The sequence below is a fragment of the Pseudomonas sp. PvP100 genome (genome assembly GCF_017833055.1).
GTDB lineage: Bacteria > Pseudomonadota > Gammaproteobacteria > Pseudomonadales > Pseudomonadaceae > Aquipseudomonas > Aquipseudomonas syringae.
This window is the reverse complement of sequence record NZ_JAFIBO010000001.1, coordinates 4,079,128-4,093,695: the sequence shown is the minus strand read 5'-3', so window position 1 is coordinate 4,093,695 and position 14,568 is coordinate 4,079,128. Positions and strand designations below refer to the sequence as shown.

Below are 14,568 nucleotides of genomic sequence, written 5' to 3'. Positions count from 1 at the left end.
TTTCAGTGGCACGCGGCAGGCCTCAAGCAGACGCACTCAAAAGCTGCCTGCCGCACCCCATTTTCACGAGTATCGCCTGGCTGCTTCTGCTTGCGGCCAAGGCTTGAAACTCGCAGCTCTATGAGGGAGCCTCTATGACAACTCAATCCGAATACGACTACATCATCATTGGTGCCGGCTCGGCCGGTAACACCCTGGCAGCCCGTCTCACCGAAGACGCAGGCGTCACTGTTCTGCTGCTCGAAGCCGGTGGCCCGGACTACCGTCTGGATTTCCGTACCCAGATGCCTGCCGCCTTGGCATTCCCGCTGCAGGGCCGTCGCTACAACTGGGCCTACGAGACCGAGCCAGAGCCGCACATGAACAACCGCCGGATGGAATGCGGTCGTGGTAAAGGCCTGGGCGGCTCATCGCTGATCAACGGCATGTGCTATATCCGCGGCAACGCGATGGACTACGACGGCTGGGCCAAGGAGCCGGGTCTCGAAGACTGGAGCTACCTCGATTGCCTGCCGTACTTCCGCAAGGCGGAAACCCGCGACATCGGCCCGAATGACTACCACGGTGGTGAAGGTCCGGTCAGCGTGGCCACACCCAAGGCGGGCAACAATCCGCTGTTCCACGCGATGGTCGAGGCCGGCGTACAAGCCGGTTTCCCGCGCACTGACGACCTCAACGGTTACCAGCAGGAAGGTTTTGGTCCAATGGACCGCACCGTGACGCCTAATGGCCGTCGCGCCAGTACCGCCCGTGGTTATCTGGACGAGGCCAAGAAGCGCTCGACCCTGACCATCGTCACTCACGCGCTGACCGATCGTATTCTGTTCGAAGGCAAGCGTGCCGTAGGCGTTGCCTATCTGGTGGGCGACAGCGACACCCGCATCCAGGCCCGTGCCCGCAAGGAAGTGCTGCTGTGCGGCGGCGCGATCGCTTCGCCACAGATTCTCCAGCGGTCCGGCGTCGGCCCGGCCGAAGTGCTGAACAAGCTGGATATTCCGGTGGTTCATGACCTGCCGGGCGTTGGCCAGAACCTTCAGGATCACCTGGAGATGTACTTGCAGTACGCCTGCACCCAGCCAGTGTCGCTGTATCCTTCGCTGAAGTGGTGGAACCAGCCTGCTATCGGTGCCGAGTGGATGTTCCTCGGTACAGGTATCGGTGCGAGCAACCAGTTTGAAGCCGGTGGTTTCATTCGCTCCAGTGAAGCGTTCGAATGGCCGAACATTCAGTACCACTTCCTGCCGGTCGCGATTAACTACAACGGCACCAAGGGCGTTCAGGAACACGGTTTCCAGGCTCACGTCGGCTCCATGCGTTCGCCGAGCCGTGGCCGCGTGCAGGTCAAATCCAAAGACCCGCGCGAGTACCCGAGCATCCTGTTCAACTACATGGCCAGCGAGCAGGACTGGCAGGAGTTCCGTGACGGCATCCGCCTGACTCGCGAGATCATGCAGCAACCGGCACTGGACCCGTACCGTGGCCGCGAAATCAGCCCCGGCATCGACGTGCAGTCCGACGAGGCGCTGGATCAGTTCGTGCGTGAGCATGCCGAAACGGCTTATCACCCGTCCTGCTCGTGCAAGATGGGCACCGACGAGATGGCGGTTGTCGATGGACAGGGTCGCGTGCATGGCCTGCAAAGCCTGCGTGTGGTCGATGCCTCGATCATGCCGATCATCACCACCGGTAACCTGAATGCACCGACGATCATGATCGCCGAGAAAATCGCCGACAAGATTCGTGGTCGCCAGCCTTTGCCACGCAGCACGGCCGACTACTTCGTCGCAGGCGACAAGCCGGCACGCGGCAAGCCGCTGCGCGAGATCAGCCACCAGGGTTGATCCGACGACCAGGCGTCCTCCCGGGACGCCTTTGGTTGTGCATGCTCCAGCGTGGAATGTATTTCACACTGGAGCATTGGCACGATAGTTACGAGATTCTCGTTCCTCACGCTCCAGCAATGCATTTTCCTACGCTCCGCGTCGCAATGGGCGCGGAGCATAGTTACGAGCGCCGACTCGATTCAGACCCTCCTCCCGACAGACGCGAATTGCCACTACCCCTCCGCTCTGCCACAATCGCGAATGATTCTCTTTAGTTAGAACTTTCTCATCGAGGCCATTCGTGTCGTCAGTCCCAAGCACTCATAGCGAGATCGTTGGTGCGCTGTATCGCGATCATCGCGGCTGGCTGCTGGCCTGGCTCAGACGCAATGTCGCCTGCCCGCAACGTGCTCAGGATTTGAGTCAGGACACGTTCTTGCGTTTGCTGGGGCGCCATGAATTGCTTGCGCCCAGAGAGCCGCGTGCTTTCCTGGCAACCGTCGCCAAAGGGTTGATGTTCGATCACTTCAGGCGCGCTGCGCTGGAGCAGGTCTATCTCGGGGAATTGATGCTGGTGCCTGAGGCCGAGCAGCCCTCTCCGGAAAAGCAGATGCTTATTCTGGAAGACCTCAAGGCCATCGACCGCATGCTCGGCACGCTGTCCAGCAAGGCGCGGGCGGCCTTTCTGTACAGTCGCCTCGACGGCATGAGTCACGCCGAGATTGCCGAGAAGCTGGGCGTTTCGGTCTCGCGCGTCAGGCAGTACCTGGCTCAGGCCATGCGGCAGTGCTACGTGGCGCTCTACGGTGAGCCGACGTGAACACCAGACCGGTCTCTGCCCGTGTGCTCGATGCGGCCATCGAGTGGCAGTTGAACATGGACAGCAACGGCGGCAATGACGCCGAGCTGGCGCGCTGGCTGGCCGCCGACGAAGAGCATGCCCGGGCCTGGAGCCAGTTGGGCATGGTCAATCAGCGCTTTGCTTTGCCCGCAGGTCCGGCACGCAAGGCGTTGCAACAGTCACCGGGTGCCCTGCGACACAGTTTGCGCAAGCTCGGTGGCGGTCTGGCCGGAGTGTTCATGGCCTTGGGCCTGGCATTGTTCGTCGGCGACCGCTATCTACCGATAGATTACTGGCTTGCCGACCAGCGCACGGCCACCGGTGAACAGCGCGACGTGCGTCTGGCGGACAACACCCTGATTCGTCTGAACACCCACAGCGCAATCGATGTGCGCTTCGATGCGCAGCAACGCCGGGTCATTCTGCAGGACGGTGAAATACTGGTGCAGACCGGCGATCATGACGACCCGCGGCCCTTCATCGTCGAGACGGCGGATGGAAAGATGCGCGCCCTGGGAACGCGTTTTCTGGTTCGGCGCGAGTCCGATGGAACCCTGCTCAGCGTGTTGCAATCGGCGGTTGTCGCCCACCCGCGCAATGCTCCCGGCGAACAGGTTCTGCGCGAAGGCCAACAGGTGCTGCTGAGCCGCAACGGACTTGGCCCGTTGCTTGGCATGCCTTCCGGCGCCGATGCCTGGACGCGCGGCATGCTGGTGGTGGACAACGCGCGGCTGGCGGACATGCTCGCTGAACTGGGGCGCTACCGGACAGGACATCTGGGCGTCGATCCGAAGGTGGCTGATCTGCGGGTGACCGGCACCTTCCCGTTGAATGACACAGATCTGGCGCTCAAGGCGCTGCTGCCGACCTTGCCTGTGCAGATAGAACAACACACAGCGTGGTGGGTGTCCGTGCTGCCCAGGGATCAACAGCCCGGTAATCCTCCGGCAAAACTCTGAAACATACCCATTCATGCAGACAGCGTATCGCCCTGACACTTTTTCGGTTTCGAGCGGCTTAGTCTTACAAGTCATTTCGGGGACGCGCTCAGCGCTGCGTCCCTTCGTCTGTGGATAAACCATGAAAAGCCAAACCGTGCGCCGCTGGTCCATCGTGCATACCTGGAGCAGTCTGATTTGCACCCTGTTCCTGTTGATGCTGGCTGTCACCGGCCTGCCGCTGATCTTTCATCATGAAATCGATCATCTGCTCGGCGACGCTCCGCATTACAAACAGATGCCTGCCGATACGCCACGCCTGGACCTGGAGCAACTGGCCAGGGCTGCTGAAGCGCATCGCCCTGGAGAGGTGATGCAGTACTTCGGCTGGGACGACGAAGACCCCAATGGCGTAATGGCAATCACCGCTGCAACCGCCGGCACCGAGCCCAACTCCTCGCACACCTTCGCCCTCGATGCGCGCACCGGTGAGGCACTGGAGATGCCTTCTGCCAACGGCGGCTTCATGATGGTCATGCTGCGCCTGCATGTAGACCTGTACGCCAACCTGCCCGGCAAACTGTTGCTGGCGTTCATGGGCTTGCTGTTTGTGGTGGCGATCGTTTCCGGGACCGTGTTGTATGCGCCGTTCATGCGCAAGCTGGAGTTCGGCCAGGTGCGGGTCAATAAATCCAGGCGTACGCGTTGGCTGGATCTGCACAACCTGATCGGCGTAGTGACACTGACCTGGGCGCTGGTGGTCGGCGTGACCGGGGTGATCAGCGCCTGTGCCGATCTGCTGATTGCCTCTTGGCGCAATGACGCGCTGGCCACCATGATCGCTCCTTACAAGGACGCGCCGCCATTGAGCCAGCGCGCCCCGGCGACACGATTGCTGGAGATTGCCGAATCCGCTGCGCCCGGCATGCAGGCCGATTTCATTGCCTTCCCCGGCACGCGCTTCTCCAGCGAGCATCATTACGCGGTGTTCCTCAAAGGCAATACGCACCTGACTGCGCACCTCGCCACCCCGGTGCTGATCGACGCCCGGACCCTGCAAGTCACCGCCGTGGTCGAACGTCCCTGGTACATGGACGCACTGGGCATGTCGCAACCTCTGCATTTCGGTGATTACGGCGGCATGCCGATGAAGATTCTCTGGGCAGTGCTGGACGTGCTGACCATCATCGTGCTCGGCAGCGGCGTTTATCTGTGGTGGGTAAGGCGTCGTGCCGCGCGCTCGGTGAGCACTGTTCAGGCTCAGGTGGCGCAATGAGCTCCAGGCCATCGCGATTCTGGAAGACCTTTGCGATACCCACCGTGATAGCGCTGCTTATCGGCGTCGGCTTGTTCGCCGCGCTGCTGGGTGACGGCTGGTGGGATACGCTGGCGTGGCTGGGCATGGGGACGGCAGCCCTGTTGAGTATCAAGGGCTTGCTGGTGCGGCGGGGCTGATTGAAACGCTGATTGCAGACGCGTCACAGGCTGACTAGTCTAGGATCCTGTCTCATTCGAGGAATACCCATGTCAGCGCCCACGATGACGTTGTACTTCAACGCGGCTTCACCCTTCGCCCGCAAGGTGATGGTGATGCTGCATGAAACGGCTCAGCTCGATCGCGTCGAGTTGCAGACCACAGTACTGACACCGGTCAGCCCGTCTGCCGAGCTCAACGAAGACAACCCGGCCGGCAAGCTTCCCGCGTTAAGGCTGGCCGACGGTAATGTCATTCATGACAGCCGTGTGATTCTTGATTATCTCGACCATCAGCACGTGGGCCTGCCACTGATCCCCCGGGAAGGCTCGGCCCGCTGGAGGCGCCTGACCCTGGCTTCGCTGGCCGATGCGTTGCTGGATGCGGCGGTGCTGATCCGCTACGAAACCGCCTTGCGTCCGCAGGAAAAACACTGGGACCAGTGGCTGGACAACCAGCAGCAGAAGATTGAACGCTCGCTGCATTACTTCGATAGCGACGCGATCACCGAGCTCAGCACGTCCTTCGATGTCGCATCGATCAGCGTCGCCGTTGCACTTGGATATCTGGATTTCCGCCAGCCGGATCTCAACTGGCGCAGTACTTATCCGCGACTGTCCGCCTGGTACCTGGACGTCAGTCAACGGCCATCGATGATCGCGACCCAGCCGCCGGTTTGAGTCAATCTGCGCCGCGCCCTATGTTCAGGATAGGACGCAGAGCGTCCTGAACGGCATACCCACGCGGAGCATGGGCACGATGGTGTTCTTACGGTCACCTATCGTTCCTCACTCCAGCGTGGGAATGCCGTGGGTGACGCTCTGCGTCACAGATATGCGCTGCGCCGGCGTGGAGCGTCACACGATACTGGGGACTATGAACAATCTCAGCAATCAGGCTCGTCAGCGGTGTAGCGACGGGCCGGATTGACCGCGGCGTCGAATTCACGCAGTGCCTTGGCACCGATCAACAGCGGGAAGTTGAAGTGGCTGCGGTCCACCAGATTGACCTCGACCGTACGCTTCTTGTCGCCCAGGCACAGTTCCAGGTCAACGACAGGACGCTTGGCAGGGTTGATGCCTTCGTCATCATCGTCATCACCTTCGGCGCGTCCCTTGATCTTGCTGATCCGCGAGACCTTGTGCTCATACACCTTGTCGTCCGCACCCTTGGTTGCCAGGCGGAAACGTACCCAGTCATCACCATCGCGCTTGAACAACTCGATGTCCTTCGCCGACAGCGAGGCGGTCAGTGCGCCGGTGTCCATCTTGGCCTTGAAGGTCTGGCCTATTTCCGCAACCTTGATGTTCTCGTAGCGACCATACAACGTCGGTTCAGCAGCCATGACCGGCAGGGCCAGCAAAGACAATAGCGCCAGGATCGGTTTCACGTGAGAGGTTCCTCGCAATAGTCAGCGCCTGATTGGCGCCCGGGTTTAGACAGCGAACCTGCTGTAGGTTCGTCAGGATAAATATGACGTCAGCATAAAGGCCGAGACGTGAAACATTTGTAAGCACCTGTGTAATTGGCGTAAAACGCGTGGGTCTTTATTATTGCCGCCCCTGAACCTTCAAGAGTCCGTTATGCGCCGTCTGCTCACCGGCTGTTTTGTTGCCTTGCTGTTACTGATCAATACGCTGGTGCTGATCGGTCCGCTATTGGTTTTTGCGCTGCTCAAGCTGCTGTTCAGAGGCCGGATGCGCGATCGCTGTTCGGCTGCGGTCATGTGGATCGCCGAAACCTGGGCCGAGATCGACAAGGTCATCTTCGCCACCTGCATACCGACGCAGTGGGACATTCGTGGCGATGAAGGGCTGCGTGGTGACACCTCCTACCTGGTCATCAGCAATCATCAGTCGTGGGTGGATATTCCCGCGCTGGTCCAGGCACTCAACCGGCGCACACCGTTCTTCAAGTTCTTCCTGAAAAAAGAACTGATCTGGGTACCGTTGCTGGGCCTCGCGTGGTGGGGGCTGGACTACCCGTTCATGAAGCGCTACAGCAAGGCGTTCCTGGCGAAGCATCCGCAGCTCAAGGGCAAGGACCTGGAAATCACCAAGGCCGCCTGTGAGCTGTTCAAGCGCCAGCCGGTGACCATCGTCAATTACCTGGAAGGCACGCGCTTCACCGCAGCCAAACATGCGGCCCAGGGCTCGCCGTATACACATCTGCTCAAACCCAAGGCCGGCGGCGTTGCCTTCGTGCTGGCGGCAATGGGCGAGCAACTCGATGCCATCCTGGACGTCACGGTCGTGTATCCCGAATCAGGCATTCCCGGTTTCTGGGACATGCTCTGCGGCCGGGTTTCCAACGTGATCGTCGACATCCGGACCCGCGAGCTGGACCCGGCGCTGTGGCAGGGCGATTACGAAAACGACCCTGTGTTTCGCGAGAAAGTGCAGGGTTGGGTCAATCAGCTCTGGGTCGAGAAAGATGCACGCATTGCGGCGTTGCGGCTGGAGTTGCCCGGGCACTGACAGTTCTGACAGAGAGACGAGGCGAAACTGGCGGATGAGACTGGCCTTTAATATTGCCGGAATCCGCTCTCATGTCATCGCCCGACGTTTCGCTGATCGGCTCATACCGTTACGACGCACTGGACCGACTGGCAAGCCTGGCCCCTGCGCCGCCATGCGTTTGTCTAAAGTCCTTATGGCATGCGATCCCTGCAAACATCCGCACTGGGCGTACCCGGTTTTGCAGGGCAGACGATTGATCCGATCACTGGATATTACTTGCTGGGCAATTACCTGAAGACCGCAGCACTGCCATGGTTGGCGCGGCCTTCAATTCAGCGGGTGCGTTGATCTCAGGCGCTATGCAAAAAAAGCAGTACAAAAGCGGAGATATATTGAGGGCGGCTACGCGTATAAGGTCCGGTTCAGCTCCCGGCACCCCATAACCCACTCAAACTCTGCAACGCCGAACCACTGGCACCTTGCTGCCCCAGGTACTGCAGAATCAGCGGGGCAAACTGGCTGACCATTGTGCTGTCCATACCCAACGCCTTGAAGGCGTTATTCACATCACCCATGCTCTGCACATTGCCCAGCGCGCTGTTGAGCATCGAGCTATTGCCCGATTTGCCGCCCAGCAGGCTGCCCAGCCCGTCGGCGCCGCCCAGGCTTTCCAGCGCGGACGTTCCGGACATTTGCTCCAGTCCCGGAACCGATTTGGCCAACTGCGAATAATCGGTGCTGGTCAGTTTGTTTTTCGCCAGCCCCAGCAATGCGCCCGTCCCGCCAACCGCTTGTTCCGAGGTGACATTGAGCTGCGTACCGAGGGTATTGAGCAGCCCCGCGACTTCGGGTGCCGCCGTGGCTTTCTGATTGCCATTGGTGGCATTGGAGACCGCGTTCGCGGCGTCATTCAGATTGAAGGCGAATGCAGGGCTTGCACCCACCGCCATCAACGTTGCCAAAGCCATTGCGCGTGCAGTTTTCATTGCGTCACCTTTATCGAACCGGAACCGCCCGTGAGTGGGCGATGAAGCAGAGGGTTTGACTGGAGGAACAGAAACTTGTTCCCGGTGTGCCCGGCGTAGTCACAGAACATCTATGTATTACCCGGCTTTTTCCGCGAAACAGCATGGTGTCGGTCATTTGGAATGCACGGAGCATCAGCAATGACCGACACCTACACCGCATCACTTCCTTCCATATCAGCTGCCGGCCGGGAAAGTCTTCAGCACATGCTGACAACTGAGGGTAGCGAGCAGCTGGCCGCCATTCTCCAACGGCCCCGGCCTGAAGGTTTTACGCTTCTGGACGAGATCCAGGTACTCGGGGCAGCCAGCTCGTTCGGGCGATGGGCCGACGACATCGAACTCCTGAATACCCTGAAATCAGTGCTGTTTGACGATGAGCTTAACGCGCTTGGCGACAGCACCGAACGTGTTACCCGTTCCGTCGATTCGCCAGTATCGGATGCGGGCCCCGAGCACGAACTGGCCAAGGCGGCGTTCGATATTGCGCAGAGTCATCAGCGCGAGTCCCATTCACCGAGCGTCCGAGCCGAGCGCATTGATCGCGCCCGGGGCGATTACCCCAGGTTGCTGAATACGCTGCGCGCACGCCTGCGGGACGTGAAGACCGGCACCTGTATGACCAACAGCGTGTTCATGGCCGTAGCTGACGACTCGCCGCTGTTTGCCGGCGTCGCTTTTGGCAGTTCGATATTGCAGCAGTTCAAGACGTTGCTGCGGGTTATCGCCCGCGTGGATCCGGCTGGCGATATCGATGAAGATCTGTTGCCCGGGGTACGCCGTAAAGACCTGCGCTACGTTCTGGATCTGGTCGACAAGACTCAGATGGACTTCAGACAGCCTTTCACCTGTGTGCTGCATGTCAGGATGAATGAAGGCCGGCCGGTTCACTCGCTGCAACTGCAGGGCGTCTCCCTGGGGCGGCAACCTGCGTATGCCACGTTGTCAGACCTGCACCTGCGGGTCATCCGTTTCACGGACAGCCTGACCCCGTTGGCGCCGCATCTGCAGTCGGCGGATGCCAGGTGCATTCTGGCCATTCGCGACGATCAAGCCGTTTCACTGCATGGTCTGCTCGATTACTACGGTGTCGACATTCCCTTGGCTGCCACACGAGACGATCTGCTGCAGGCGATCACTGCGCTGTTGCCCGGAGAGCGCGAAGCCCATCTCGCGATGCTTGCGCGCGCGTTGCCTTTCACCCTCGCAGAACACCAGCGTTTTATGCTCGATACGTCGCAGGTCTACACCTTTCGGCAGCACAAGGTCCAGGCGCATGGAACTGACGATTACGGTGTCATCGACCTTGAGCTGGAGAAGGAGATGCGGTGGCATCTTGATCGATGTCGCACTTTGCTGAACAGCTACCGGCATTTCGGTGCATCGCTGCAAGACAACGAAAACGCGCTGCTGGCAATGTTCCAGCAAGCCGGTGGCATCACCCTGAAACTGGTTGTCTACGACAGCGACGGCCACCACGATGTCTACCGCGAGCAGCACACCGTCAATCCCTGGCGCGCGAAGGATCTTGCCGGATACTTCGACGCGGCGCGCCAGGAACTGTCGTCTTACATGATCAACACCATTCGCTATGGCGAAGCCGAGGGGGCGATCAATATCGAACGGCTGATCGTGGAAGTGATCGTGCCCAATCCTGTCCAGCGTCGCCATTCGCTGAGCGATATCGACATCGAAGCCTTCGATATCCGCAGCAAAGAACCTCCGTTTCTGTACGTGGATCCCCTTGCGCTTGGGGCTTATGACGTCATCAGGTCGCGGTTTGTGGAACTGACCGAGGAGTTGCGCGAGGTGCAATGGGACGTCGGCCACTCGGTTACATTGCAGCGCGCGGTCCGTTATCTGCTGGCCCATTACCAGGAGGACCTGCCGGCTTTGCCGGAAGCACAGCGTCAGGCGGCCTATGCGCGGCGCTTGAATGACGCAGTCAACACCTACTACAGAGTGATTGCGCAGGACCTCGAGGATCAACAGCGACTGCAAGTCGTTCTGCAGCCTACCCAGCCGGAGTTCGTGGCGCGTGAACTGTGTCGTTATCTGGGGCTGAACGAATCCTGTTGGCCGGTGATTGCGCGGTCTTCGTTCGATATCAGTTACCAGGCCGGCTGGATCAATACCGGCACGTTTTTCAAGCATGAAGAGTCGGCCGGTTATCGAACACTGCTGAGTGTGGTGTATGACGAAGACCTGCGCCGCGAGCTGGCGCTTGCCGACAATCGTGATGAACGGCTCGGGCGACTGGCTCAGGCGCTCGCCGATAAAACCCGTTACACAGCAAGTCTGGATGCCCTGCAAGCGAAGCTGACCGGCTTATTCGACGCGAACATTGCCTTCGTCAACAACGGCCACCTGCCTGCTCGACTGACCGCGCCACAGGCAGCCTTCAGGCTAGACGCCGAGAACTACGCCATTCAGGCGACCGAAACCTACCAGACGCTGGAGGCCGAGCGGCTTGTGCTGGTTTCAGGTACGGCCGCCCAGCGCCTGCAGACTCTGGAAGGGGCTGCGCTGTCGGACAGTGACAGACCGGTTCATTGCATCGAGTTATTGAGCGCCGACGAGAAGGTCCGGCTTGAAGCCAGTGCTCTGGCGTTCAGGCAGATGTTGAGCGCCCGGGCGAACGACGATGACATTCAGAACATGTCGACCAGCGCACAGCATGTGCTGCAACTGGTGCATCAGGTCGGCGGACTGATTCCTGTGCTGGGCAACTTCATCAACCTGGGATTCGATATTTACGACGGCAATGATGAAGGCATCGCGATGGATGCACTCAACATCATTGCCGAGTTGGTGCTGTGCAAAATGCGCACGGTCCCTCCCAGGGTGCTGGGTGTACTGATGCTGCAAGGCACCAATATCTGGACGATGAGCCAGCAGGTCCAGGCCCTCGGCGAGTCGATCAAGGCCAACGACTACGAGGAGTCTGTGAAGAACTTCGGCTTTATGCTGGTCGGTCTGCATTCGGCGCTGCATTGCGGCATATCAGCGGTGAAGGGGCTCCGGTCCGCGAGACCGCATGATCAACAGACCGTCAGCCAGCGCGCCGTGCATGACCGGTCTGATCTGACCGAAACGGTTCGACACCCTGAGCACAGCGATGCCATCGAGGGCGAACACCTCGCGCGGCGTCGGCCGTCCACAAGCAGCTCTCACTGGCGGGTTTCCGAGGATGGGCAGATATCCGAGCGGCAAACGGGCAGGAAGGTCACGCGCATCGACTGGAACGGCAACGCGATGGTCGAGGGCGGCGCGCGGGCGGTGTTGCTGGGTGGAATAAGCGAGAAGATCTACATGCTCAACGGCTTTGCCTGCCGGGCGGTCAGCGGGGTGGCAGGAACGGAATTGCGACCTCTGCATGCGCTGGACCTGGAAGCAGGACAATGGCGCAGGCGCCCGCAGTCAACGGTCGACGCCCCGCAGCTTTCACGTTTTGCCCATACCGAAGCATTTCCGGTCGGTTTCAGCGGCAAGCCGGAGCGTTTTCTGGCTCCTGCCAACACGGTCAGCTGGTATGACAACTGTGTGGCGACGCTTGAAACAGTCCCTGCTCAGATCATCGACTCGGACAGCAATGCGAAACTGCAGACCACAGCGCTTGGCGTGATCGAGCACAAATACGTTACCGAGCGTAATGGCCACGTCGAGGTGCTCGAACATGCAGGTACTGAAGTGGAGACGACCGCCTTCATTCGCGCTGACGGCAGCCGCATGGAAGTCGCCAGAATGTTGCCTGCCATACCGGCCTACAAGCCTGAAATCCAGGCAGAGATTATCGCGGCTCAAGGCATGTTCGTGACCGTCCGGATAAGCGACACGCTGCAAGGTCTGGTCGGCAGAAAGACCGTGGCGGGTGTCCTGGCGACGCTCAGTGATGGCAGCGGACAGGAACTGGTGATCGAAGCGGATCGCGGTGTTCACTACCGCGGCACTGTGCCCATCGAGAACTTCCTGGCGCTGGCGCCGGGCGAGACGTTGCACGACCAGCCACCTGTTGCTCTGACTTTGCAGAAAATCAGTCCGAAAGCAGATCCCAAGCGAGCGTTGCCCCACCTGTGGCGCGACCAGTCGGATTATCGCAACGGGATTGCCCATGATGACTTTGCGCTGGAGCTGTTCTACGGTTCGAAGGCAGCGAACGAAGCCTACGCACGCAACCCTCAGTGGGTTGCCAGGAACATCGACGCTGTGGCCAAAATCAAATCGCGGCTGCCCTCGTCCATTACCACGTTGGAAAATCCCTTTTATGTACTCGATACCCCCGCAGAACTGGCCATTCTTTTTGCTGCGCGTAACCAGGCGGCGCTGGCCAACACCTTGCTGGGCCATACCATTGAGTGGGGGGCGGCATCGAGATCTCGGGAGTTGAGCCTGGGGGAAAATATCCTCAAACAGCTTCGTTTGAACGAGCCGCTTCTGGCTGCACAGGAAAACATTCCGCCGCTCGCCAGCGAGCGGAGCGGCTTCGTCAGTCAGCTTCAGGAGAAGCTGGCCCGGAACAACCTGATGATGGCAGAAGTCAGCCTGAAGTCAGGCGAGAAAGCCTGGTTCGCCCATTCGCCTGCCAGGCATCTCGGCATGCTGGCGGGGCATCTCCACGACGAGTTTTACCTGAGTCATTCGGGGTCTGTCATCGATGATATCGAAGCCTGTTTTACCGACCCGTCGAGAATCGAAAGTATCGCGGTGCTGTCCCTTGATGATGTCTCGGAAACCGATGCGCGACGCATTTTTCTCTCCTCGCAGCGCGGCTATACCTATGAGTCGGTCACCAGCCTGGAGCAGCCGGCCGAGCATGCACATCTGAGCGGTGCGCAACTGCAACTGCACATCGACGACGCCCTTTATCCCGAGCGCACCCGAGGTGTGGGGATTGCCAGCGCGGCTGTCGACCTGACCGGTGCCGAGGCGATCAGCAGCGGGCCAAAGCGCGGCAGTTACTCGATTGAAGGGCGTGACTACGTCAAGCTGGATAATGGCAGGATCTACCGGGCCGACTGGGATGAGCGCAGCGGGGTGTTTCTGCTGGTGCCGCCGCAAGGCCGGTCGCGCGCCGAGACTCTGGCACTGCCCTGGGTGCGTCACATCGGCGGGCATGAGTTCACGCTGATCAACCGGCCAGCGCTCAAGGGCGGCAATGTCATCGATCAGATGATCTGCAGCATCCGCACCCGGCGGCCGGCCGGTAGTTTGGCAACCCACGAGTCCCATTCCGCTCATGACACGGCGAGCGGAACGCTTCAGGTTCACCATGAAGACCTGCACATCATGAACGACGACGTTCTGGTGCCCGGCAAGCTCAATGTGCCATCGAGTCTGTTCCACTCCATCGCAGCGGATCGTGACGGTTATGTGAGGCTTGAAGCCAAGGCAGCGGTGCCTGAAAGCTGCATCTCCAGCACCGAATTTCTGGTCTCGAAATATGCCGGTGGGCAAGTCGCGTTCGATTACCGGGGCGAGAGCCTGGGCGATCCGACGCCCCTGGTGCCCAATGTCGAGGTCGTCGCCCTGCAGGATGGCCAGCCGGTGAGCCTGAATATCACGACAACAGCGCTCGATGACTGGATAAGTGCACGCGACCACTCTGACTACTTTGTCGGCGAGCAGTCATTTCCCGAGATCGGCGAAGGTATCGGTTTCATCGAGCGAGGTGGGCTGGAGGGCAGCCCGTCCTCTGACTACCCGTTTCATTTCATGTTCGTGGCCGGGAAAGTGCTGGACCAGAACGGGCAGATTACCGGCGTGCTGGCCTCGGATTTGTCCGAGCCTGCACGTGAGCCTGATCAAAATGGAGTCACGCCGCAATTGCCCGCCAGACGGAACTGGAACCTTGGTCTTTTCCCGTCAATCGACAGCATGCGCGGGTCGCCGGAACCTGACAGCAACGCCTACGTGCAGGAGCATTATTACTCGGTATGGGTGAGGGCTGTGCGGGAGTAGGGCGCGTCCCCGGCGTTTTTCGTCCTGCAGGCGGAACGGCCTAGTAGTTC

Annotated in this window: 10 protein-coding genes; 8 read left to right on the top strand and 2 right to left on the bottom strand. The window is 60.0% G+C overall.

The window, feature by feature from the left end; genetic code table 11:
- The first annotated feature begins 134 nt into the window (after nt 1-134).
- The 6 genes from betA to JOE39_RS17560 all read left to right on the top strand — a co-directional run bounded on the left by betA (nt 135) and on the right by JOE39_RS17560 (nt 5,756).
- Complete coding sequence (betA, locus tag JOE39_RS17585) at nt 135-1,841, top strand: choline dehydrogenase (protein ID WP_046265637.1); 1,707 nt, start codon at nt 135-137, stop codon at nt 1,839-1,841.
- Nucleotides 1,842-2,124: 283 nt separating this feature from the next.
- The gene (locus tag JOE39_RS17580) at nt 2,125-2,643 is read left to right on the top strand and encodes an RNA polymerase sigma factor (protein WP_046265638.1); all 519 of its coding nucleotides are present in this window, start codon (nt 2,125-2,127) and stop codon (nt 2,641-2,643) included.
- A complete protein-coding gene (locus tag JOE39_RS17575; RefSeq protein ID WP_024649532.1) occupies nt 2,640-3,623 on the top strand; it encodes a FecR family protein in 984 nt (327 codons plus the stop codon). The genes JOE39_RS17580 and JOE39_RS17575 overlap by 4 nt, the downstream gene beginning before the upstream one ends.
- A 121-nt stretch (nt 3,624-3,744) precedes the next feature.
- Nucleotides 3,745-4,878 carry a PepSY-associated TM helix domain-containing protein gene (locus tag JOE39_RS17570; protein ID WP_046265639.1) on the top strand — a complete coding sequence of 378 codons (1,134 nt, stop codon included), beginning with the start codon at nt 3,745-3,747 and terminating at the stop codon, nt 4,876-4,878.
- Nucleotides 4,875-5,057, top strand: coding sequence for a hypothetical protein (locus JOE39_RS17565; RefSeq protein WP_003316145.1), 183 nt, complete (start codon nt 4,875-4,877; stop codon nt 5,055-5,057). The genes JOE39_RS17570 and JOE39_RS17565 overlap by 4 nt, the downstream gene beginning before the upstream one ends.
- Before the next feature lie 69 nt (nt 5,058-5,126).
- Entirely contained in the window at nt 5,127-5,756 is a 630-nt protein-coding gene (locus JOE39_RS17560; protein ID WP_024664141.1) for a glutathione S-transferase family protein, read from the top strand.
- 206 nt (nt 5,757-5,962) lie between these two features.
- On the opposite strand, the gene JOE39_RS17555 is transcribed toward JOE39_RS17560, so the two are convergent.
- Nucleotides 5,963-6,466, bottom strand: a complete 504-nt coding sequence (locus JOE39_RS17555; RefSeq protein ID WP_003393621.1) for an ATP-dependent zinc protease — start codon at nt 6,464-6,466, stop codon at nt 5,963-5,965.
- 193 nt (nt 6,467-6,659) lie between these two features.
- Here JOE39_RS17555 and JOE39_RS17550 point away from each other — a divergent pair, with 193 nt between their 5' ends.
- Complete coding sequence (locus JOE39_RS17550) at nt 6,660-7,553, top strand: acyltransferase (RefSeq protein ID WP_003341312.1); 894 nt, start codon at nt 6,660-6,662, stop codon at nt 7,551-7,553.
- Nucleotides 7,554-7,957: 404 nt separating this feature from the next.
- Here JOE39_RS17550 and JOE39_RS17545 read toward each other — a convergent pair whose 3' ends face one another.
- Complete coding sequence (locus JOE39_RS17545) at nt 7,958-8,521, bottom strand: DUF2780 domain-containing protein (protein WP_074909656.1); 564 nt, start codon at nt 8,519-8,521, stop codon at nt 7,958-7,960.
- 180 nt (nt 8,522-8,701) lie between these two features.
- On the opposite strand from JOE39_RS17545, the gene JOE39_RS17540 reads away from it, so the two are divergent.
- On the top strand, nt 8,702-14,518 hold the full coding sequence (locus JOE39_RS17540) for a hypothetical protein (RefSeq protein WP_210078536.1): 5,817 nt from the start codon (nt 8,702-8,704) through the stop codon (nt 14,516-14,518).
- Nucleotides 14,519-14,568: the final 50 nt, after the last annotated feature.